Source organism: Actinokineospora sp. UV203, from assembly GCF_056323665.1.
This window is the reverse complement of the sequence record NZ_CM150484.1, coordinates 255291-278078: the sequence shown is the minus strand read 5'-3', so window position 1 is coordinate 278078 and position 22788 is coordinate 255291. Positions and strand designations below refer to the sequence as shown.

The window sequence follows — 22788 nt, the reverse complement described above, 5'->3', positions numbered from 1 at the left end:
GTTTGTCTCTACGGCCCAAGGGCTTGCGCGGGCACGCTCGGTGGCCAGAGGACCCTTGACAGCGCGGAGGATCAGCGATGGCCGACGACACCGATGACAGCACCTACCTGGTGGTGCTCAACGATGAGGAGCAGTACTCGATCTGGCGGGCCGATCGCGAACTGCCGCTCGGCTGGCACGCCGAAGGCACCCAGGGAACCCGGCAGCACTGCCTGGACCACATCGCCGTCGTGTGGACGGACATGCGCCCGCTGAGCCTGCGTCGCCAGATGGCGCAGTCGGCGCAGAACTGACGTCATGGGTGGCTATGGCGCCGAGGCCGGGGTGCTCTCCGCGGTCGGCTCGACTCCGCTGGTGGAACTGACGCGGCTGCTTCCGGGCAGCCCCTTCACCCTGCACGCGAAGCTGGAGGCGGCCAACCCCGGCGGCAGCATCAAGGACCGATCGGCCTACGTGATGCTGTCCGAAGCGATTCACACCGGCACGGTGATCCCGGGCCGGTCAACAGTGGTCGAATCCAGTTCCGGCAATCTCGGGATCGGGCTGGCCCAGGCGTGCCGCTATTTCGACGTGCGGTTCATCTGCGTCGTCGACCCCCGCACCAACCCGCAGAACATCGCGATCATGCGGGCCTACGGCGCGGAGGTGCACACCGTCACCGAGCGGGACCCGGCGACCGGGGAGTATCTGCCGACCCGGATCCGCCGGGTGCGGGAGCTGACGGCGACCCTGCCCGACGCCTACTGCCCCAACCAGTACGCGAACCCGCTCAACGCGTGGGCGCACCGCACCACCATGGGGGAGATCGTCGAGTCGCTCGGCAGGCCACCGGACTACCTGGTGTGCACGGTCAGCTCGTGCGGGACCCTGCGCGGCTGCGCGGAATACGTGCGCGAACACGACCTGCCGGTGCGGATCGTGGCGGTGGACGCGGAAAGCAGCGCGATCTTCCACGAACCGGTCGGCCGCAGGCTCATCCCCGGACACGGCGCCGCGGTGGCGCCCGCCCTGCTGCGCATGGACCTCGCCGACGAGGTCGTGCACGTCAACGACCTCGACGCGCTGGTTGGCTGCAGGCGGCTGGTCAACCGCGAGGCGATCCTCGCGGGCGGATCGTCGGGGGCGGTGGTCACGGCGGTGGCCCGGCTGGACATCCCGGCCGGGTCGACCGTCGCGATGATCCTGCCCGACAGCGGGGCCCGCTATCTCGACACGATCTACGACGACGCCTGGGTGGAGACCCATTTCGGCGACGTCGCCGACCTTTGGAAGGACGACGCCATGGAGGTGGCCCGTTGTTGATCGTCGGTAATGAGGCGGTCCGGCAGGTGCTCGACGGCAACGAGCGCGCCGTGCTGGACGCGGTGGGCTCGGCGTACCGCAACCACGAGCAGGGCCGCTCGGCCCTGCCGCACTCGGTGTTCCTCCGGTTCCCGGACGACGCCCGCAACCGCATCATCGGGCTGCCCGCCTACCTCGGCGGCGACGACGGCGGCGGCGGGGTCGCCGGGATGAAGTGGGTCGCGTCGTTCCCCGGCAACGTGGCCGCCGGGCTGCAGCGGGCGTCGGCGACGATCGTGTTGAACTCGATGGCCACCGGTCAGCCGGTGGCGTTCATCGAGGGCTCGACGATCTCGGCCCGGCGGACCGCGGCGAGCGCGGCGCTGGCCGCGGCCACCCTACGTCCGTCCACTGAGGACACCGGGGTGGCGGTCGTCGGCTGTGGCCTGATCAATTTCGAGGTGCTCCGGTTCCTCCGGGCGGTCTGCCCGTCGCTGCGCGAGGTGACGGTGTTCGACCTGGACCCGCGGCGCGCGGCCGAGTTCGCCCTGCGCTGCGACGCCGACCTCGACGTGCGGGTCGTGGACCGGATCACCGACGCCGTCGGGGCGCACCGCCTGGTGAGCCTCGCGACGACGGCGTCGACACCGCACCTGGAGCTGGGCTCGTTCGCGCCCGGAACCCTGGTGCTGCACGTCTCGCTGCGCGACATCACCATCGACGGCGTGCTGTCGGCGGTGAACATCGTCGACGACACCGACCACATCTGCCGGGCCGCCACCTCGCTGCACCTGGCCGAGCAGCATGTCGGGAACCGCGACTTCATCTCCTCGTCGCTGGGCGAACTGCTGCTCAGCGGCACCGAACACGCGCGCGACCCGGAGAAGGTCACGCTGTTCTCCCCGTTCGGGCTGGGCGTGCTCGACCTCGCCGTGGCCGACCTCGTGCTGCGCGAGGCCCGGGCGAAGGGCCTCGGCTTCGACCTGCCCGGCTTCCTCCCCCAGCCGGAGCCGGTCACCGCGAACCATTAGGCGGGCACGGGAAGAGGGCCGACTCGGCTGAGTCGGCCCTCTTCTTCGTTCGGTGTCAGATAAGGCCGGTGCGCACCGCGAGCGCGACGGCGTGTGCCCGGTTGCGCACGTGCAGCCGGGCCATCAGATCGTAGATCACGTTCTTCACGGTGTGCTCGGAACACGCCAGCGCCTTGGCGATCGCGGCGTTGCCGTGGCCCTCGGCCATCAGGGTCAGCACCGCGGTCTGGCGGGGTGTGAGCTGGGTGGGGATCCGGGGCCGGACCGGTGGCTCCGGGTTGCCGCCGAGCAGCCGGACCAGCACCTCGTGCGGCAGCCTGCCGTCGCCGTCGCGCGCGGAGTGCAGCGCGGCGACGAGCTGGTTGGTGCCCGCGTTCGACCGCACCATTGTCTTCACACCCGAACGCACCGCGCGCCGGGCGTCGTCGGCGGAGACACTGTCGGCGACGACGACCACCGGGCACTCACGCGAGGCCCACCCGGCGAGCGCCTCGTCCACCGTGCCCGCCGCGGAGACGACGACGGCGTCGGGTGAGGCGGCCGGGCTGACGGACACGCCGGCGTCGCGCAGGGCCGACAGCACACCCTCGCGCACGGCGGAGTCGGGGCCGTTGACGTGGACCAGCAGCGGCGCGGTCACAGCAGCCCCGCCCGGATGGCGTAGGCGACGGCGTGGGCGCGGTTGCGCAGCCGGAACCGGCGGGTGATGTCGTGCACGACGACCGCCACCGTCCGGGTCGAGTAGGACAGCTCCTTGGCGATCTCGCCGGTCTCGCGGCCCTCCGCGACCAGGGCGAGGACGGCCCGCTCACGCTCGCTGAGGCCGGAGCCACCGGACCGGGCGTGTGGGATGGCCGGGAGCCCTGAGCCGAGATCGGAGCTGAGGAGCCGGTCAAGCATGTCGGGCGGCACCGTGCAGTCCCCGGCCGCGGCCGCGAGCACCGTGCGGGCTAATCGGTTCGGGCCCGCCTCCCGGCGGCGCAGCAGGCCGCGGGCGCCCGCGGCGATGACGTGCAGCACCTCGGCGGGCGCCACGTCGGTGGCGACCAGCACCACCTCCGGCCGGTGCGCGGCGACCCTGGTGGCCCGCACCAGGTCCAATGCCTCGGAGTCGACGGCGTCGACGATCACGACCGTGACCTGGGCCGGATCACCGGTGGTCATGACCTCCACGTCCGGGCAGGAGTGCAGCGCGGCGACCGCACCCGCCTCCAGCATCGGATCCACCGCGACCACATCGACACGCACCGGTTCACCCATGGTGTTCTCCCCTCGGACGACCTGTAGGACATCTCGGGAGAAGCTTCGACGCGGGCGGGGCGCACCACATCGGGTCCACACCCCCACATTTGCCGCACGCGCCCGACCAGCGCGGGGACTGGGCTATCGGGCCGCCGCATCCCGGCAGGCCGACCCCTGGATCCGGGTCGGCCGAAATGTGGGTGGTCACCACGCATGACCTGACGGCGTCGGACTGGCACGGTGTGCACCGTGACATCGACGACGCCGACACCGCCGCCCGCCTCCTGGTGGGCGCCGGGTCTGGCGCTGCACGAGCGCGGTGCCCCGGATGCCGCGGACGCCACGTCGGAGCTTGCCGAGCCGTTCGCCTCGCGGGTCGCCGATCTCGGTCTCACCCCCGCGCGGCTGGCGGCCCTGCGGGCCGAGCCCGCCGACCGGCTCGCCGCGCGGGTCACCGCGCCCGAGTGGGCGCGGATCGCCGAGCGGGCCATGCTGGCCGAGCGGCCGAGCCCGGCGGACACCGAGCTCGACGGCACCTGGCGCGAGGCGTTCGGGCTGGTTGTCCGGCCGTTCGTCGACGACGCCCGGAACCGGATCATCGAGGCGGGCCAAGCGCTTTCCGCCAACCTGATCGACATCGCCCCGGTCGCCGACGGCGCGGCCAGGGTGCTGACCGACAAGCTGGTCGACCTCGCGGCCCGCGCCCTCGTGGCCGAGCTGCACCGGATGCGCGGCGCGGGCGAGTTGAGCGGGGACAGCAGCCGAACCCGGTTCCAGGGCTTCGTCCGATTGGTCGCCACCCGGCCGGGCCTGGCCGCCCTGCTCACCCGCTTCCCTGTCCTGGCAAGGGTTCTGGCGCAGGCGAGCAGCGCCGTGGCGGACTCGGCGGCCGAGGTCGTCGCCCGCTTCGAGCGCGACCGGGCCGACGTCGTGGCGGCCCTGCTCGACGGCGCCGACCCGGGCGCCGTGGTGGGACTGGCGCTCGGGCAAGGCGACCCGCACCGCGGCGGCCGGACCGTGGCGACCCTGGCCTTCGCCGACGGGCGCCGGGTCGTCTACAAGCCCCGCGACCTGACCTCCCAGGTGCGCTTCGGCGACTTCCTCAGCTGGCTCGAGTCCGCCGCGCCAGGCCTGGCACCCATGGCGGTGCGCACCGTCGCCCGCACCGGATACGGGTGGTGCGAACACATCGCGGACCAGCCCGCCGCCGATCGGGCCGCGGTGGAACGGTTCTACCGCAGGCTGGGCGCGCTGCTCGCGCTGCTGCACGCGATCCGCGCGACCGATGTGCACTTGGAGAACGTGATCGCGCACGGCGAGCACCCCGTGCTGGTCGACACCGAGACGCTGTTCCACCCCGACCTGGGCGCGGGCACCGGCGACCCGGCGGCCGACGCGCTCGCCGCCTCGGTGCACCGCACCGCGCTCCTGCCGCTGATCGTGGTCGGCGAAGCCGGGATCGCCGACGTGTCGGGACTCGGCGGCGGAACGCACGCGGCAGCAGGGACCGCGGTGGACTGGCTCGACCCCGGCACCGACCGGATGCGCCTGACCCGACTCCCGGTGTCGCACCAGGGCACGGGAAACCGCCCGATCCTCGACGGCCACCCGGTCGACCCGGGCGAGCACGAAGCCGCGATGGTCGCGGGGTTCCGGCAGGCCTACACCGCCATCAGGGCGGGCCACGCCGAGTTCGCGGAGCTCGCCGAGTCCTGCGCGGAGGTGCCGATCCGGGTCGTCACGCGACCCACCTGGGTGTACTCCACGCTACTGGACGAGACGACGCACCCCGACGTGCTCGGCGACGCGCTCGACCGGGACGAGGCGCTCGCGATCCTGGGCGCCGGGCGCGCGGGCGACCCGCTGTTCGGCCAGTTCCCCGCCGCCGAGATCGCGCAGCTGTGGGCAGGCGACATCCCGCTGTTCACCGGCACCGCCGGTGGGACCGCCCTGCGCGCCGCGCCAGGCCGTGCGCTCGCCGTCGGCGTCGCGCGCAGCGGCCTGCGGAGCGCGCTGGACACGGTGTCCCGCTTCGACACCGTGGACCGCAACGACCAGGAGTGGATCATCTCCGCGACCCTGGCCACCCGCCGCGCCGCGCCCGCGCACCCGCGCGCCGAAGCCCTGTCGGCGCCCCCGACCGGCGCGGCACCACACCCGGACGGGCTGCTGGCGGCCGCGTGCGCGGTCGCCGACCAGATCGTCGCGCGCGGCATCCCCGGCCACCGGCGGACCAACTGGCTGGGTCTGGAGTCCGTCGACGAGCGGCAGTGGCTGGTGCTGCCGATGGGGATCGGCCTCGGGCACGGCTACCTCGGCGTCGCCGTCTTCCTCGCCCAACTCGCCGCGACCAGCGGCATCGCCCGCTACGCCGAGCAGGCCCGCCGCGCGGTGTGCGAGGCGCCCGCGCTGGTCGACGCGCTGGTCGGTCGACCGGACGTCGCCGCGGCCATCGGCTGCGGCGGACTCAACGGTCTCGGCGGCATCGGCTACGGCTTGGGCAGGCTGGGCGCGCTGCTCGACGACCAGCGGCTGACCGACGCGGCGGCCCGGGTGTTCACCCTGGGCCTCGACACCGTCGCGGGCGCCGACCTGGGCTGGACGGACGGACTCGCGGGCTGGGTGGCCGCGCGGGCGGCCACCGGCGCCGCACTCGGGCTACCCGACGACGACGAAGACATGGCCGACCACCTCGCCACCCGGGCCGAAGCCGAGGCCCACACACTGCCCGCGACGTTCGCCCGCGGCCTGGCGGGCATCGCGTGGGCCCTGCGCGAGCACCCGGCCGGGGCGCGACTGGCCGAGTTGGCCGCGCGGACCGTTCCAGACGGGTCCGGCTGGTGCGAGGGGGCAGCGGGCTTGCTGCCCGCGTACGCCTGCCTGCCTGACGCTTCGAGCGCCGACCTGCTCGCCGCCGACCGGCCGCTGCGCCGCGACCTGTCGCTGTGCCACGGCGAACTCGGTGTCCTCGAATCCCTGTCCACGCTCGCCCAGGACCCCGACTCCCCCGCCACCCGGGTCCTGCGCAAGCGCAGCGGACTCGTGCTCGACGTGCTGCACCGGCACGGACCCCTATCGGGCACCCCTAATGAGGTCGGCACGCCCGGCCTGCTCACCGGACTCGCGGGGATCGGCTACGGCCTGCTGCGGCTCGCCGCGCCGCACAACATTCCCTCGATCCTGCTTCTGCAACCCACTGAATCCGGACGAATCACCACAAGAAGGAGAAACCGTGTCGCACGACCAGACCGCGCTCAGCAGCCAGGATGACCAGGTCGACGCGCCCGTCGGCAAGCTGCGCCTGTTCCCGTCGGTGAAATTCGGGGTCCGTGCCGCCGCCCTGTCCGGCATCGCACTGCCGATCGCCATGCTGGCGGCCGGGGTCGCCGCGGGTGACCCCGCGCAGCTCGCCGACGGCGGGGCCTGGGTGATGGGCACGACCTGCTGCCCACCGCTCACGAAGTGACCTTCTCCTGAAGTCGATGTGACCGATCAGCGCGGTGCCGCACGCGCGCTGGTCGGTCACATCCGGTGGTGAGTAGCATCGGTCGCCGTGCGCCACCGTTCGTCAGTCCTCGTGGGTCGCGAGTCCGAATTGCGAGCGGTCATCGATGCGTTGTTGGAGGCCGAGTCCGGCCGCGGCGCGGCGGTGTTCCTGGTGGGCGAGGCCGGAATCGGCAAGTCGCGCCTCGCCGCCGCCGCCATCGAATCGGCGTATACGGCGGGAATGGCGCTCATGCGGGGCCGCGCCAGCGCCATCGGTCCGATGGCGCCGTTCCGGCCGCTCACCGAGGCGATCTTCTCGCTGCTGCGGGCTGAGACGGTCGACCCGGCGGACCTGGGCCCCTACGGGCCGGTCCTGGGAAGGCTGGTGCCCGGGTGGGGCGAGGCGGCGGCCGCGCGGGACGGCGAGTCGCTCGTCGTGCTGGCCGAGGCGGTGCTGCGGCTGACCGGTGTCATCGGCCAGGGGCGCGGCACCCTGCTCGCGCTCGACGATCTACACGAGGCCGACCCGGAGACGCTGGCGGTACTGGAATATCTAGTCGACAACCTCGACTTGCAGCCGACGGTGCTGCTCGGGGCCATCCGCGACACCGATTGCGCGGCGCTGCGCATGGCCCGCGCGGCCGCCCAGCGCGGCCGCTGTGTGCTGATCGAGCTGGCCCCGCTGACCGGCCCCGGACTGCGGGAACTCGCGGCGGGGTGCCTGGAGGTCGATCCGGCGCTGGTGCCGGAGGCCGCGGTCGACCTGCTGTGGGCGGGCAGCGCCGGAATCCCGTTCATCGCCGAGGAACTCGTCACCACGATGGTCGACGAAGGCGTCCTCACCCGGGACGACACCGGGTGGTGCGTCACCGAGTCCGGGGCAGGCATGACCGCGGGGCTCGCCCTGCCGCTGTCGCGCCGGGTGGCGCAGCTCGGTCCGCGCACGCGCGAACTGCTGTCGGTGGCGGCCACGTTCGGCCTGCGGTTCCCGGTCACGGTGGTGCAGCGCGTCATCGGCCTCGGCGACCGCGACCTGTTCAGCCTGCTGCAGGACGATGTGGCCGGGCAGCTCGTCGCGCCGGACGAGCAGGCCCCCGACTGGTACGCCTTCCACCACCAACTCGGCCGCGACGCCGTGCTCACCCACCTGGACCAGGCCACGCGCGTGCGCCTGGCCCGTTCGGTCGCCGACGCCATCGAGGCGATCCACCCCGATCTCCCCGGCGAATGGTGCGAGGTGGCCGCGACGCTGCGCCTGGACGCGGGCGACCATCTCGCGGCGGGCAGGCTGTTCGCCGAGGTCGGCAGGCGCGCGCTGGAACTGGGGGCGGCCACGTCGGCGGTCGCGCTCCTCGACCGGGCGTGGGAACTGCTGGCCCGGGCCGACGCGGCCACCCGCGCGGCGACGCTGGAGCAGCTACTGCTCGCGTTGGCCGAGGCCGGGATGATGGAGCGCGCGCTGGCGTCGGTCAGCATCCTCGACCAGGTCGGCGGCCTGCTGCCGCGGCGACGGGCCGACCTGCACACCAAGCTGGCGTGGGCCGCCACCGTCGCGGGCCGCACGGCGGACGCCCTCGAACAGGTCGACGCCGCCCGGGCGCTGTTGGGCACCGACGCCGACGCGGACGCCGTCGCCTCGGTCGACGTCGTCGCCGCGCATCTGGCTTTGGACCTGCCCGGGCCCGACCAGCTCGCCACCGCCGAGGACCTGGCCCGCAAGGCGGCCACGGTCGCCGAAGCACTCCCCCTGCCCGCCGTCGCGTGCCAGGCTTGGCAGCTGCTCGGGGCGATCACCCGCCACCGCGACCCGGAGGAAGCCACCCGCTGCCTGGAGCGGGCACGATCGCTTGCCGTGCAACACAATCTGCCGATCTGGGAAATCCACGCCCTGATCCGACTGGGCAATGACGACGCCCTGCGCCACGCGGGCCTGCACCGCCTGGAACGGGCCCGCGACCAGGCATCGAAGGCAGGAGCCGTCACCGCCCGGTACCAGGCCGAGGCCAGCATCGCGCTGCACTCGATCCTGCGCGGCGAATTCGACACCGCCCGCGCGCTGATGGATCAGGTGGTGGAGGCCACGACCCGACTCAAGCTGCTGGAGACCACCCAGTACGTCCTGCTGCTCAGGGCCGTCCTCGCCGGCCACCGGGGCGACCGCGCCGACATGGAGACCGCGCTCAGCGAATTCCAGCGGTGGAACGGGGATCTCACCTTGCACGCCCCCCGCGTGTACGGATTGGCAAGCACGTTCTGCGCACTGCTGGAGGAAGACCGCCCGCGAGCGTTGAAGGACTTGGCGAGAGCCATGGACAGCGCGGACACCGGCGCAAGCGTCTTCGCCCTCTCCGGCCGCGACGGCTTGCGGGTTCTCCTCCAGGCGATGTCGGGGGAAACCTGCCTGCCCACTGGGAATTCGGCTACCGCCCTGCGGTGGGACCGCCAGTTCACCTTGTTCGCCCAAGCTGTTCTCCTTGGCCGACAAGGAAAGCAGGCACAGGCAACCACAGCCATGGAGGGCGCTCTCCGCACCGGCGAGCCCTACGCGATGAGCCGTCACCTGGGCTTGCGACTGGTCGGTGAAGCAGCCTTGGACGACGGGTGGGGCGACCCGGTGCAGTGGCTCCGCACCGCCGAGGAATACTTCCACCGCAGCGAGATCCCGGCGGTAGCGGGAGCTTGCCGAGGCCTACTGCGGCGCGCGGGCGCAAAGGTTCCACAGCGGCGCACCGGAACCGAGGAGATCCCCACCGACCTGAGACAGGCGGGAATCACGGTACGCGAGTTCGAGGTGCTGTCACTTTTGGTGCGACGATTGGGAAATCGTGAGATCGCCGACCTGTTACACCTCTCGCCGCGCACCGTGGAACGACATGTATCAAGCTTGATCACCAAAACCGGCTTACCCAACCGACTCGCACTAGGCGAACACGCCGCGACCCTGCTGCCGTAGCTCCTCTCCCCGCCAACCCGGACGAGAGAATCTCCAGGGATAGCTCTTCGTCCCTGCACCTCCTTCGGGGTCACCTTCAGGGACGCCCTTGTTCTCGCACCTCCGGACGGGACACCTTCAGGGACGCCCTTGTCCTCTGCGCCCCGGCTGTGGGTGGTGGAGATGGGACGGGCAGGTGGGCCGGCCGGCGCGCACGCCAGGAACGGCGATGTGCGGCTGTCTCACCTTTGCGACTCGGGAGTGAAGAGGTGAGGGTTGGTTCCCAACTGTGTGGGGTGGACCTCGATCAATCTCGAACTCCCCTCGGCGTTCGGGTGAAACACTCCCGCTCTCCCGGGCGATGAGGTGTCTGCGAGCGACTTCCGACGAGCCGCCGGTCCCGTTCGCCCAGCGAACGACGCACCCCTTGGGGCCACAATGGACTCAGCTCGCCGCCGTCGACCCGCATTCCGGGCGGTCGCCACCTCCCTGCTCACCGCCGCCGTCGTCGCCGCGCTCACGCCTGGACTGGCTAGCGCCGCGCCGGGCGGGACCGGTGAGCCGCCGGGTTCCGGGCTGGGCCGCCACGACCGCCAGCTGCTCGCCGAAGCGCGGGCCAACGGCCAGTCGGCGGTCACCATGCTGATCGCGGCGAACCTCGGCGCGAGCGGTGACGTCAGCCGCGGGGTCCAGGCCCTGGGTGGCCGGGTCGACTACCAGGACCAGGCGCTGGGCTACCTGCGCGCCTCCGTCCCGATCGACCGGGCCGAGCAGGCCGCCAAGGTCAGCGGTGTGCAGGCCGCCGACCTCGACGAGACCATCGCCCTCGACGACCCGCGGCCGGAGGGCCAGACCAACCCGACGCCCTTCCCCCCGCCGGACGCGACCACGCCGCGAGCAAACCCGTACATGCCGATCGCCGACATGGGCGCGGACGCCTTCACCAGCGCCCACGCCACCTGGGACGGCCGCGGTGTCACCGTCGGCGTGCTCGACACCGGCGTCACCCTTGACCACCCGGCGCTGGCCACGACCACGACCGGCGTGCCGAAGGTCGTCGACTGGGTGACCTACACCCACCCGCTGACCGACGGCGACCCGACGTGGGTGACCACTTCCCCCGTCACCGGCCCGGCCTTCACCGCGGGCGGCGTCGCCTACACCGCCCCCGCGGGCTCGTTCCGCTTCGGCGTGTTCGACGAGCGGCACCCCAACCTCGGCGGCGAGGTCGGCAGCGACGTCAACCGCGACGGGAACCCGGCGGGCTCCAGCGGCCGGTTCGGCGTCCTGTGGGACGGCGCGTCCGGTGTCCGGGTCGACGTCGACCAGGACCGCGACTTCACCGACGAGCCGGTCATGACCGACTACAAGGTCAACCGCGACGTGCGCTACTTCGGCACCGACAACCCGGCCACCGCCGTGGCCGAGCGCATGCCGTTCGTCGTGCAGACCGACGGCGCGACCAAGACCGTCAACATCGGCATCGTCTCCGGCGCCCACGGCAGCCACGTCGCGGGCATCATCGCGGCCAACGGCATGTTCGGCGGCGCGATGAGCGGCGCCGCGCCGGGCGCGCAGCTGGTGTCGGTGCGGGTCTGCCTGTTCGTCGCGGGCTGCACCGCGCACGCCCTGATCGAAGGCATGATCTACGCCGCGAAGCAGGCGAACGTCGACGTCATCAACATGTCGATCGGCGGCCTGCCCGCGCTCAACGACGCGAACAACACCCGCGCCGTGCTTTATGACCGGCTCATCGATCAGGAGAACGTCCAGATGTACATCTCCGCGGGCAACAGCGGCCCCGGTGAGAACACGGTCGGCGACCCCTCGGTGGCGACCAAGGTCATGAGCGTCGGCACGACCATCACGGACGCGACGTGGGCGGCCAACTACGGCTCGACCGCACCCGCGCCGGGCACCGACAACCAGCACCCGTTCAGCTCGCGCGGACCGCGTGAGGACGGCGGGTTCAAGCCCAACATCACCGCGCCGGGCGCGGCGATCTCCACCACCCCGGTGTGGCAGAACGGCGGCCCGGTCGCGGGCGTGCACGTGCTGCCGCCCGGCTACTCGATGTTCAACGGCACCTCCATGGCCTCGCCGCAGGCGGCGGGCGCCGGAGCGCTGCTGGTGAGCGGAGCCAAGCAGGCCGGTGTGCAGCACCAGCCCGCGCAGCTGCGCAAGGCGCTGAACTCGTCGGCACGGTTCTTCCCCGAGTACGGCGCGTACGAGCAGGGCAACGGCTTGGTCCAGGTGCCCGCCGCGTGGTCGCTGCTGTCCGCCAACCTCAAGACCGTCGACATCAGCTCGGCCGTCCCGGTGGACACCGCGCTGGAGCAGTTCCTGGCCAGGCCGGGCATCGGCGTCGGCATCCACGACCGGGAGAACGTGACCCTCGGGCAGCCTTACACCCGCACGTACACGTTCAACCGCACCTCGGGCCCTGGCGGCGCCCCCACCTACAACCTGACGCTGGTCGGCAACGACGGCACCTTCTCCCTCGGGGCCACGTCGATCTCCCTGCCGAAGAACCAGCCCCGGACGCTGACCGTGTCGATCAACCCGACCAGCTACGGCGCGCACTCGGCGATCCTCAACCTCGACGACCCGGGCAGCCCGGGGATCGAGTACCAGACCCTCAACACGGTCGTGGTCGCGCGCGACTTCGCGGGGCCGGACTACTCGCACACCATCACCGGCACGGTGGCACGCAACCAGGCGCTGAGCTACTTCTTCGAGGTGGCGCCCGGCGTGCCCGCGTTCAAGGTCGACTTCACCGGTCCGAGCGCGACCCCGGGCACCGGTCAGGCGCGGTTCCTGCGGTTCCACCCGTACGGCGTCCCGATCGACAGCAACTCCAGCCTGTCGTGCTACTCGCCTATCGTGATCCCGGGCGGCAGCTGCGCGGGCGACCCGAACAGCCGCACAGTGTCCAACCCGACGCCCGGCGTCTGGGAGGTCACCGTCGAGGCACGGCGGACCTCCGATCTGCAGTTCACCCCGTTCACCCTGACCGCCTCCGTGCTCGGCGCGACGGTCAGCCCGAACCCGGACATCATCCCGTCCGCCACGATCGGGGTGCCGGTCGCGCGCTCGTACACCGCGACCAACCTGTTCGGCGCCTTCACCGGCCGGATGGTGGGCACCACGCTGGGCAGCGCGTTCATCGACCGGCCGACGATCGCCAACCTCGCCCAGCAGCAGCGCCTGGTCGTGGTCACAGCGGGCACGACGTCGCTGCGGGCCACCATCGGCAACCCGTCTGACCCGGCGGCGGACCTCGACCTGTTTGTGTTCAACTGCACGAGCGGGTCATGTGTCCTGGCCGGTCAGGCCGCGGACGGGGACTCGGAGGAGTCGGTGACCATCGCCAACCCGGCGGTGGGCAACTGGGTCGTGCTGGTCGACGGCTTCGCGGTGCCCGCGGGCTCCACGCAGTACGACTACGTCGACGTGTTCACCAACCCGGCGTTCGGCTCGGTGTCGGTCACCGACGCCAACGCCCTGCGCCCGGCGGGTGCGGTGTGGACGGTGCCGGGCACGGTCACGGCCAACGCGGCCCCGGCGGCGGGCAGGCAGCTACTCGGCCAGGTCCAGGTCCGCACGGACAGCGACGTGCTGGTCGGCTCCGGGAACGTGATCGTCCAGAGCGTCGTCACCTGATCGACTGGCACTGGCCATGACGACGCGCTACCGGCGGAACGTTCGCAGGTAGCGCGTCGTCATCGCGTTCTGGAACAGGCCGCCGACCGGACCCGCGAGCTTGGCGAGAAACGAGGCCGGGCGGGAGAAGGCGACGACGGTGAAGGTGGTCTTCCCGTCGTCGTGGCGGTCGAGAATGAACGCCTCCTCACCGCTTTCCGGATGGCCCGGCAAGGTGCCGTAGGCGAAGCCCTGACAGTCGGACTCATCGATGACATAGACGACCCGACACGGGATCGGCAGCGCCACCCGCCCGATGCCCAAGCCGAGGACGGCCACCGATCCCGGCTCGATCCGCGATTCCGAAGCGGCGACCCGAAGACCAGCCGACCGCTGCACTCCCCACGTGAGAAGGGTGTCGGCGGCGGACTCGAAGGTGACGTGCGGCGAGACGGCGACCGTCCGGCGGAAGGTCTTGTAGCCCGCCGGAAGCTCGCCCCTGGTCTGCCCCACTTCGGGGTAGGTCCACGGTCGAGCGCGCAACTCCGCCGCCCGGTCGGCACTGAGCGGTTCGACGTCCACGGCGTCGATCATGCCGGGCGGGGGGCGGAGCCGCTCGTCACTTCGCCACCGCGACCCGGTCCCGGGCGTCGCGGCGGTAGTACAGGACCACCGACACCGTCGCGGCCAGGAAGACCACCTGCATCAGACCGCGCGGCACCAGCTGGTCGTCCCACGGCACGTTCTCGCCGAGTGCCTTCTGAACGTTGGCCGGGAACATCGCGAGCAGCAGCACGGTGAGACCGGCCGCGGCCCACGGCGCGGTCCGACGCCACAGCAAGCCGACTACCGCAGCGAGTTCGAGCACACCGGTGATCGTGACCAGCAGGCCAGGCGCGGGCAGCCCTGGCGGGACCATGCTGATCAGCTCTTCGCGCATTCCGATGAAATGCGCGCCGCCGGTGAGCGTGAACATGGCCGCCAGACCACCGCGCACGGCGACCACCCATGGCCAGGACCGCAGCCGCCCCACGCCGAGAAGCACCAGCGTGACGACGACCAGAGCGACGAGCGGAACCATCTGGGGCTCCTTCCTGAGAGGAACTTGACAGTGACTAGATTGCCCTCGGGATGCCATCTTGTCAATGACTAGATACGCTCACGCCATGACGCCCCGCTCGTACCACCACGGCGACCTCCGCCGAGCCGTCCTGGACGCGGCGGCGGCCGCGATCACCGAGCACGGTCCGGCCGGGATCAGCCTGCGCGACCTGGCCCGCCGCGCCGGGGTGTCGCATGCCGCGCCCGGCCACCACTTCGGCGACAAGGCGGGCGTGCTCACCGCACTGGCCGCCGAGGGCTACGACCTGCTGGCCGACGCGTTGCGCGCCGCCCAGGAATCCACCGGGGAGTTCGTCGAACTGGGCGTCGCCTACGTGCGGTTCGCCGTGGAGCACCGGGCGCATTTCGAGGTGATGTTCCGCCCGGACCTCTACCACGCGGACGACCCGGGCGTGGTGGCCGCGCGTGGCCGCGCGGGCGACTTGCTCATCGGCGGGGTCGGGTCGGTCGACCGGGGCGGGGCCGACGCCGAGGTCGCGAAGGTGGCGGCGTGGTCGATCGTGCACGGATTCGCGACGCTCTGGCTCACGGGAGCACTGCCCGAAGGGTCCGGCGACGACCCGGAGGAAGCGGCCCGAGCCGTCGCCGGAATGCTCTTCTCGAAAGAGGCGTAAGTCAGCCGACCGTCAGCACGTCCGCCGACGCGTCACCGACCTGCCGCCAAACAGAGCGGGAGCCTGTCACCTCGGCCGACACCGCGCTCCGCCAGTCCGCACATGGTCAGCGGCGGAACCAGCCGCCGTCGATCAGTGTGGTGCCACTGCCGGGAGTGGTGACGACGCGGTTGGCGCCCGTCTCCCAGATGACCGGTTTGCCGTCTTCCCGGATGATGAACTTGTACTCGATCCGGGTGTCGGCGGGCAGCGAACTCGACCCCCGCCAGCGCGGATACGTGCTCGAATCCGTGGTCAGCGGCACGGCGTTCGCCGGGTTCCAGCTGCCGAGCGCGGGCACGCTGCCGACGATGGACACGTTCTGCCCCCACGTCGTCTGTGCCTGAACCGTGTAGCTGCCGGTGACCGCCGCGGGGGTGGAACCGTTGGTGTGGAACGCGACCGCGCTCTTGGCCGGGACGGTGACCGTGGCCCGACCGCCGCTGACCGCCACCCGGGACGCGCAGTTGGTGATCACGTCGCAGTAGGAGCCGTCCGGCAGACCCGTCGTGTACTGCCAGGTGTGGGCGCCGCCGCTGTTGTTGATCGCGACGAAACCCGCGCTCCCCCGCCCGAAGCCGATGACGTTCGCGGCCGGGGACTGCCAGTTTGCGACATCAGCCGAACCCACTTTGTTGTGCCAGCCCACCATCCCGACGACGGCCGGGTCGCGGTTGAGGCAGTGCCAGCCCGACGCACAGTTCGTGTCGGTGACGAAACCGTTGGAACTCGGCGGTGACTGGTCGTTGGTGCTGTATTCGAAACCGGCGTACACCGTCGGCGTGGTGTGCTTCCAAGCGAGCTGGAAGACGTTGGCCAGCTTGGCGATCGCCCCGTCCTTATAGGACAGATGACGCCGCTCGCGTTCGGTGTCGTGGTTGGTGACGAAGGAGACCGAGTTGGCCGCGGGCAGAATGCCCCAGCTCGTGCCGAAGGACGACAGGCTCGCGATATCGCCCTGGAAGGCGCTCTTCATCTTGTCGGCGTAGGTGAAATCCAGCACCCGGCCGGAGCTGTAGTAGTCGCTCGGCGCAGGCGGCTGACCGGGAAACACCTCATGGAAGATGAACGGCCGGGCCCCGGAAGTCGTGTTGTTGAGCTGACCGACGATGGCTGAGAGATCGGTGTTCGGGATGTGCTTGGCGGCATCGACCCGGAATCCGTCCACACCCAGTGCGATCTGCGAGTTCAGGTAGCCCGCGATCTTGGACCGGACCGAGGAACTGCCGGTCTTGAGGTCAGGCAGGTCGAGCAGCTCACAGTTCTGGACCTCCCACAGGTCGCTCCAGTTGCTGATGCCGCGCGGGCAGACGTCGACGTTGTAGTCGACCCGGTCGTACATCGGCGGGTCGTACTTGTTCGCCAGCGTGGTGCCCGCGTAGCCGACGCCGGTCTGCGCGGCGCTGTGGTTGATCACCGCGTCGGTGTAGACCTTGATTCCCGCGCCGTGACAGGCGTTGATCATGGCGCTGAACTCGGCTTGGGTGCCGAACCGGCTCGCGAGCTGGTAGCTGTAGGGCTGGTAGACCTCCCACCAGACACCGTCGGGCCGCTTCAGCGACTCGGATGGCGGGGCCACCCACACGGCGCCGTACCCGGCCGGGTCCAGCACGTTCACGCACTCGGTGGCGACCGAGCGCCAGTTCCACGACCACAGGTTGGCGATCACGTCGCCGTTCGCGACTCCGGTGTCGGCGGCCGCCGCGGGCGGCGGGCTCACCCCGGTCATCACGACGGTGGAGGACACGACCACGGCGGCGGCGAGCAGGGCGGTTTTGCGGGATTTCGGGCGCACTCTGGTTCTCCTGACTATCGGAAAGGATCAGGGAGGAGCGGTTGCGCAAGTCCTTGCAGAGTAAATTCCGGGTAACCGGCAAGTCAACGCCCTGTTCACGCGGTCCTGGCCGATACACGGGTCAGATGACCGACGGATGTTCTGCAAACTCTTTCGGCAATCCTGCAAGCGCTGCTAGCGTCGGTGGCACACGACCGGCCACGACAGGGAGGGTCGCCATGACCCGGGACGACAGCCAGCCGCGCGACGACCGGCACTGGTGGCGTGATGCCGTCATCTACCAGGTGTACGTCCGCAGCTTCGCCGACAGCGACGGCGACGGGATCGGCGACCTGCCCGGTGTCCGCGCCCGCCTGCCCTATCTCGCCGACCTCGGCGTCGACGCCGTGTGGATCACGCCGTTCTACCCGTCGCCGATGGCCGACGGCGGCTACGACGTCGCCGACTACCGCGACGTCGACCCGATGTTCGGCACGCTGGACGACGCCGCCGGGCTCATCGCCGACGCGCACGGCCTCGGCATCAAGGTGGTCGTGGACCTCGTGCCGAACCACACTTCGTCCGCCCACGCCTGGTTCCAGGCGGCACTGGCCGCGGGCCCGGGTTCGCCGGAGCGCAACCGCTACGTCTTCCGCCCCGGCCGCGGCGAGTCCGGCGAACTGCCGCCCAACGACTGGGAGTCCATCTTCGGCGGCGGCGCCTGGACCCGGCTGCCCGACGGCGACTGGTACCTGCACCTGTTCGACGCCGCCCAGCCGGACCTGAACTGGGACAACCCGCTCGTGCACGAGGACTTCCTCGGCATCCTGCGGTTCTGGCTCGACCTCGGGGTCGACGGCTTCCGCATCGACGTGGCCCACGGGATGATCAAGGCGGACGGACTGCCCGACGTCGGCGCCACCGAGCAGCGCAAACTCTTCGACGCCCGCCCGATGCCGTACTTCGACCAGGAGGGCGTGCACGAGATCTACCGCGAGTGGCGCAAGGTCCTCGACACCTACCAGCCACCGCGCATCGGAGTCGCCGAGGCGTGGACGCACGGCACTGGCCGGACAGCGCGCTACGTGCGACCCGATGAGCTGCACCAGGCGTTCAACTTCCATTACCTGACAGCCGAATGGGCGGCGCCCGCGCTGCGCGAGGTGATCACCGAGTCGCTGGCCGCGATGGCGCCGGTCGACGCGCCCACCACCTGGGTGCTGTCCAACCACGACGTGCACCGCCACGTCACCCGCTACGGCGACGGCGAGGACGGCCTGCGCCGGGCCCGGGCGGCGGCCCTGCTGACCCTGGCGCTGCCGGGATCGGTGTACGTCTACCAGGGCGAGGAACTGGGCCTGCCCGAGGTGTTGGACCTGCCCGACGACGCGCTGCGCGACCCGATGTGGGAGCGGTCGCTGCGCACTGAGCGTGGTCGCGACGGCTGCCGCGTGCCGATCCCATGGACCACCGAGGGCAGTTCGCTCGGCTTCGGCCCGGACGGCTCGACGCCGTGGCTGCCGCAGCCGGAGCACTGGGCGGATATGTCGGTCGAGGCCCAGGTCGGGGCCGCGGAGTCGATGCTGGAGCTCTACCGCGAGGCCCTGCGGCTGCGGCGCGAGCACCCCGCGCTCGGCGAGCGGCCCACGCTCGAATGGCACGACGGCGACGACACGCTGCTGCGCTTCGCCCGCGTCGACTCTTTCACCGGGCGCCGGTTACACTGCGCAATCAACTTCGGTGCCACCCCGGCGAGCGTTCCGGTGGCGGGCGCCGTGCTGCTGGCCTCGGGGCGGCTCGGGTCGGACAGCGGCCACGTGCTGCTGCCGCCGGACACCGCGGTGTGGTGGGAGGACTGATATGGCCCAGGCATCGGCCGCGAGTGGGACCGCCCGGCTCAGCGACATCGCCACCCAGGCCGGGGTGAGCGAGGCGACGGTCAGCCGGGTGCTCAACGGGAAGCCGGGTGTGTCCACCACGACCCGGCAGACCGTCCTCGCGGCGCTGGACCTGCTCGGCTACGAACGCCCCGCGCGGCTGCAGGAGCGCAGCGCGGGCCTGATCGGGCTGATCACCCCGGAGCTGAGCAACCCGATTTTCCCCGCGTTCGCCCAGGTCATCGAACAGGTGCTGACCCGTGACGGGTACACGCCGGTGCTGTGCACGCAGAGTCCCGGCGGGTCCACAGAGGACGAACTGACCAACACGCTGGTCGAGCGCGGGGTCAACGGGATCATCTACGTCTCGGGTTTACACGCTGATTCCACGGCGAACATGGACCGCTACGTCAAGCTCGCCGGGCAGGGCGTGCCGTTCGTGATGATCAACGGCTACACCGAGCACGTGTCGGCGCCGTTCGTCTCCACCGACGACCGCTCCGCCATGCGGCTCGCGGTGCAGCACCTGGTGGCGCAGGGACACACGCGCATCGGCCTGGCCGTGGGGCCGCGCCGGTTCGTGCCGGTGGTGCGCAAGATCCAGGGTTTCGTGGAGCACATGCGCACCGCGCTGCCCATGTCGGCGGAGGAAGCCGAACAGCTCGTGCAGCACTCCCTGTTCACCGTCGAGGGCGGCCAGGCGGCCGCGAACGCCTTGATAGAGAAGGGATGCACCGGGATCATCTGCGGCAGCGACCTGATGGCGTTCGGCGCGATCCGGGCGGCCCGCCAGCGCGGCCTGCAGGTCCCCCGAGACGTCTCGGTGATCGGCTTCGACGACTCGCCGCTGATCGTGTTCTCCGACCCGCCGCTGACCACACTGCGGCAGCCGGTGGAGGCGATGGGTCAGGCGGCGGTCAACGCGCTGCTGGAGGAAGTCACGGGAACCCCGGCGCCGCACGCGGAGTACGTGTTCATGCCGGAACTGGTCGTCCGCGGCTCGACGGCGGCGGCCCCACCCAAGTCCTGACACGGAAAAGGGGCCCGCGCGGGCCCCTTTTCCGTCACTACACCAGGCGTTCGCCGGTCTCGGGGTGGAACAGGTGCAGTTCCTCGGGATCGCGCACGCTCACGGTGACCTCCTGGCCCAGCGACGGTGGCGTGCGCCCGTCGACCCGGATCACCAGCCGGTCGCCGTTCTCCCCCGCCACATGTCCGTGCACGAGCGCGTCCGCGCCGAGTTCCTCCACCAGGTCCACCACGACGCCAAAGGCGTCAGTGGTGCCCGAGGAGACCACGGTCAGCGACTCGGGCCGCACGCCGACGGTGACCGTGCTCAGCTGCTGCTCGCGGATCGCGGCCACCGTGTCGCGCGGGAGTGCGATGTCGAGGCCGCCTAGGCGGACCGCGTCACCAGCGACGGTTCCAGCGTGCAGGTTCATGGCGGGTGAGCCGATGAAGCCTGCGACGAACGCGTTGGCGGGGCGGTCGTAGAGGGCGCGCGGGGTGTCGCACTGCTGCAGGAGTCCGTCTTTGAGCACCGCGACGCGGTGGCCCATGGTCATGGCTTCGACCTGGTCGTGGGTCACATAGATAGTCGTGGTGCCGAGGCGTCGTTGGAGGGCGGCGATGTTGGCGCGGGTCTCGACCCGGAGTTTGGCGTCCAGGTTGGACAGTGGTTCGTCCATGAGGAACACCGCCGGGTCGCGCACGATCGCTCGGCCCATGGCGACGCGCTGGCGCTGGCCGCCGGAGAGTGCCTTGGGCTTGCGGTCGAGGTACTTCTCCAGGTCGAGCAGCTTGGCCGCCTCGCCGACCTTCTCCGAGATCACCGACTTCGACAAACCCTGCAGCTTCAGCGCGAAGCCCATGTTCTGCGCGACGGTCATGTGCGGGTACAGCGCATACGACTGGAACACCATCGCGATGTCGCGACCCTTCGGCGGCACATGGGTGACATCCCGGTCGCCGATGCGGATGGTGCCCTCGTCGACGTCCTCCAGCCCGGCGAGCATCCGCAGCGCCGTGGACTTGCCCGATCCCGATGGGCCCACCAGGACCAGGAACTCGCCATCCTCCACGGAGAGGTCGAGCTGATCCACCGCCCGCACCGGCGGCGACCCCGCGTAAACCCGGGAAGCGCTGTCGTAACTGACCTGGGCCATGCCACATCCTTTGCGTCCGCTGGACGGTCGAGCCGCCAGGATGCCGCATCCCTACCGTGAACACCAGGGTCTTGCAAGACTTTCTGCAACTTCATGAAGGAACTATCGTGATTTCGGTCTCGAAACGATAACGGATGCGGGATCGACGTTCCCTTGTTCGCAACCTCCGTGGAAAGTCCGCTTAACAACGAGCAGGCCAGTGCCAGGCCGATCGCTCTGAATCAATTCTGGAGGCGTCGTGGTTACACAAGGTCGCGCCCTGCGCGGTGCCGCGCTCGCGGCAGCCCTGATCTTGGGCGTCAGCGCGTGCGGATCGTCGGACTCAGGTGGTGGCGGCGGGACGAGCACCGCTCCCACCGCGTTAGAGGGGGTCGGGCCGATCACGCTGGTGACCGGCAAGGACACCTCCGGGAACCTGCAGAACCAGGTCGACGGCTGGAACAGCGGACACCCGGACCAGAAGGTCACGGTCATCGAGCTGCCCGAGGACGCCGACGCCCAGCGTCAGCAGATGGTGCAGAACGCGCAGACCAAGTCCGACGCCTACACCGTCCTCAACCTCGACGTCGTGTGGACGGCCGAGTTCGCGGCCAACCAGTGGGTGGCCCAGCTGCCCGAGAGCGAATTCCCGCTCGACAAGCTGCTGCCCGCGACCGTGGAGACGGGCAAGTACTTCAAGAAGCTCTACGCCGTGCCGACCACCAGCGACGGCGGCCTCCTCTACTACCGCAAGGACCTGCTCGACGCGGCCGGTGTCACGGCGCCCAAGACGTGGGCCGAGATGAACGCCGCCTGCGACAAGGTGATCGCCGCGAACCCCGGTCTGTCCTGCTACGCCGGTCAGTTCGAGAAGTACGAGGGCCTCACGGTCAACTTCAGCGAAGCGGTGAACTCCGCGGGCGGTGACGTCGTCGGCGACGACGGCAAGCCCAACGTCAACACCGACAAGGCCAAGGCGGGTCTGGACTTCCTCGTCGACGGCGTCAAGTCCGGCAAGATCGCCGCCAAGGCCCGGACGTTCAAGGAAGAGGAAGGCCGCCGCGCCTTCCAGGCCGGTGAACTCATCTTCCACCGCCAGTGGCCCTACCAGTACGCCAAGGCCAACGCCGCCGACGGCTCGTCCACGGTCGCGGGCAAGTTCGCCGTCGCGCCGCTGCCCGGCCTCGACGGCCCCGGCTCGTCCACCCTGGGCGGGCACAACTACGCGATCAGCTCGTTCGCCAAGAACAAGAAGACCGCACTCGACTTCATCAAGTACATGGTCGACGAGAAGCAGCAGCGGGAGAACCTGGAGAAGACCAGCCTCGCGCCGACCTGGGCCGCTCTCTACGACGAGCCGGCGCTGGTCGAGAAGTTCCCGTACCTGACCGAGTTGAAGAAGTCGATCGAGAAGGCGAAGAAGCGCCCCGCGGTCGTCAAGTACCAGGAAGTCTCCTCCGCCATCCAGGAAGCGGCATACTCAGCGATGAGCGGCCAGGCCACCAGCGCCGACGCGCTCGCCGCGCTGCAGACGAAGCTGGAAAGCCTGACCAAGGGCTGATGTAGGACCGCCAGGGATCCGGTGCCCCGGATCCCTGGCTCCC

At 70.8% G+C, this 22788-nt stretch carries 17 protein-coding genes; 11 read left to right on the top strand and 6 right to left on the bottom strand.

Annotated features, from left to right (window positions below; all coding sequences use genetic code 11):
• Positions 1–77 precede the first annotated feature (77 nt).
• From ACUZ2Y_RS01365 to sbnB, 3 genes are read left to right on the top strand one after another with little or no spacing between them, the layout of a single operon-like run.
• Complete coding sequence (locus ACUZ2Y_RS01365; RefSeq protein WP_476326097.1) at positions 78–293, top strand: MbtH family protein; 216 nt, start codon at positions 78–80, stop codon at positions 291–293.
• Between the two features lie 4 nt (positions 294–297).
• Positions 298–1302, top strand: a complete 1005-nt coding sequence (sbnA, locus tag ACUZ2Y_RS01360) for a 2,3-diaminopropionate biosynthesis protein SbnA (RefSeq protein WP_476326095.1) — start codon at positions 298–300, stop codon at positions 1300–1302.
• Complete coding sequence (sbnB, locus tag ACUZ2Y_RS01355) at positions 1296–2312, top strand: 2,3-diaminopropionate biosynthesis protein SbnB (RefSeq protein WP_476326093.1); 1017 nt, start codon at positions 1296–1298, stop codon at positions 2310–2312. Before sbnA ends, sbnB begins: the two co-directional genes overlap by 7 nt.
• A 55-nt stretch (positions 2313–2367) precedes the next feature.
• Here sbnB and ACUZ2Y_RS01350 read toward each other — a convergent pair whose 3' ends face one another.
• Both ACUZ2Y_RS01350 and ACUZ2Y_RS01345 read right to left on the bottom strand, forming a co-directional pair.
• Entirely contained in the window at positions 2368–2952 is a 585-nt protein-coding gene (locus ACUZ2Y_RS01350) for a response regulator transcription factor (protein ID WP_476326091.1), read from the bottom strand.
• On the bottom strand, positions 2949–3572 hold the full coding sequence (locus ACUZ2Y_RS01345; RefSeq protein WP_476326089.1) for a response regulator transcription factor: 624 nt from the start codon (positions 3570–3572) through the stop codon (positions 2949–2951). Before ACUZ2Y_RS01345 ends, ACUZ2Y_RS01350 begins: the two co-directional genes overlap by 4 nt.
• 231 nt (positions 3573–3803) lie before the next feature.
• On the opposite strand from ACUZ2Y_RS01345, the gene ACUZ2Y_RS01340 reads away from it, so the two are divergent.
• The 4 genes from ACUZ2Y_RS01340 to ACUZ2Y_RS01325 all read left to right on the top strand — a co-directional run bounded on the left by ACUZ2Y_RS01340 (position 3804) and on the right by ACUZ2Y_RS01325 (position 13635).
• On the top strand, positions 3804–6824 hold the full coding sequence (locus tag ACUZ2Y_RS01340; RefSeq protein WP_476326087.1) for a type 2 lanthipeptide synthetase LanM family protein: 3021 nt from the start codon (positions 3804–3806) through the stop codon (positions 6822–6824).
• Positions 6787–7020 (top strand): hypothetical protein, encoded by a 234-nt coding sequence (locus tag ACUZ2Y_RS01335; RefSeq protein WP_476326085.1) that lies wholly within the window; start codon positions 6787–6789, stop codon positions 7018–7020. The genes ACUZ2Y_RS01340 and ACUZ2Y_RS01335 overlap by 38 nt, the downstream gene beginning before the upstream one ends.
• Positions 7021–7107: 87 nt before the next feature.
• Entirely contained in the window at positions 7108–9993 is a 2886-nt protein-coding gene (locus ACUZ2Y_RS01330) for an ATP-binding protein (protein ID WP_476326083.1), read from the top strand.
• A 417-nt stretch (positions 9994–10410) separates the two neighbouring features.
• Positions 10411–13635, top strand: coding sequence for a S8 family serine peptidase (locus tag ACUZ2Y_RS01325; RefSeq protein WP_476326081.1), 3225 nt, complete (start codon positions 10411–10413; stop codon positions 13633–13635).
• Between the two features lie 27 nt (positions 13636–13662).
• On the opposite strand, the gene ACUZ2Y_RS01320 is transcribed toward ACUZ2Y_RS01325, so the two are convergent.
• Both ACUZ2Y_RS01320 and ACUZ2Y_RS01315 read right to left on the bottom strand, forming a co-directional pair.
• Positions 13663–14196 carry a DUF1990 family protein gene (locus ACUZ2Y_RS01320; protein WP_476326079.1) on the bottom strand — a complete coding sequence of 178 codons (534 nt, stop codon included), beginning with the start codon at positions 14194–14196 and terminating at the stop codon, positions 13663–13665.
• 37 nt (positions 14197–14233) lie between these two features.
• Positions 14234–14695, bottom strand: coding sequence for a DoxX family protein (locus ACUZ2Y_RS01315; protein ID WP_476326077.1), 462 nt, complete (start codon positions 14693–14695; stop codon positions 14234–14236).
• Between the two features lie 85 nt (positions 14696–14780).
• On the opposite strand from ACUZ2Y_RS01315, the gene ACUZ2Y_RS01310 reads away from it, so the two are divergent.
• Positions 14781–15350 carry a TetR/AcrR family transcriptional regulator gene (locus ACUZ2Y_RS01310; protein WP_476326075.1) on the top strand — a complete coding sequence of 190 codons (570 nt, stop codon included), beginning with the start codon at positions 14781–14783 and terminating at the stop codon, positions 15348–15350.
• 106 nt (positions 15351–15456) lie between these two features.
• Here ACUZ2Y_RS01310 and ACUZ2Y_RS01305 read toward each other — a convergent pair whose 3' ends face one another.
• Positions 15457–17184 (bottom strand): carbohydrate-binding module family 20 domain-containing protein, encoded by a 1728-nt coding sequence (locus tag ACUZ2Y_RS01305; RefSeq protein WP_476326073.1) that lies wholly within the window; start codon positions 17182–17184, stop codon positions 15457–15459.
• 218 nt (positions 17185–17402) lie between these two features.
• On the opposite strand from ACUZ2Y_RS01305, the gene ACUZ2Y_RS01300 reads away from it, so the two are divergent.
• Both ACUZ2Y_RS01300 and ACUZ2Y_RS01295 read left to right on the top strand, forming a co-directional pair.
• Complete coding sequence (locus ACUZ2Y_RS01300) at positions 17403–19022, top strand: glycoside hydrolase family 13 protein (RefSeq protein ID WP_476326071.1); 1620 nt, start codon at positions 17403–17405, stop codon at positions 19020–19022.
• Position 19023: 1 nt separating this feature from the next.
• Positions 19024–20070, top strand: coding sequence for a LacI family DNA-binding transcriptional regulator (locus ACUZ2Y_RS01295; RefSeq protein WP_476326069.1), 1047 nt, complete (start codon positions 19024–19026; stop codon positions 20068–20070).
• A 37-nt stretch (positions 20071–20107) separates the two neighbouring features.
• Here the strand turns inward: ACUZ2Y_RS01295 and ACUZ2Y_RS01290 are convergent, their stop codons facing one another.
• On the bottom strand, positions 20108–21205 hold the full coding sequence (locus ACUZ2Y_RS01290) for an ABC transporter ATP-binding protein (RefSeq protein ID WP_476326067.1): 1098 nt from the start codon (positions 21203–21205) through the stop codon (positions 20108–20110).
• A 238-nt stretch (positions 21206–21443) separates the two neighbouring features.
• Here ACUZ2Y_RS01290 and ACUZ2Y_RS01285 point away from each other — a divergent pair, with 238 nt between their 5' ends.
• Positions 21444–22745 carry an ABC transporter substrate-binding protein gene (locus ACUZ2Y_RS01285; RefSeq protein WP_476326065.1) on the top strand — a complete coding sequence of 434 codons (1302 nt, stop codon included), beginning with the start codon at positions 21444–21446 and terminating at the stop codon, positions 22743–22745.
• Positions 22746–22788 lie beyond the last annotated feature (43 nt).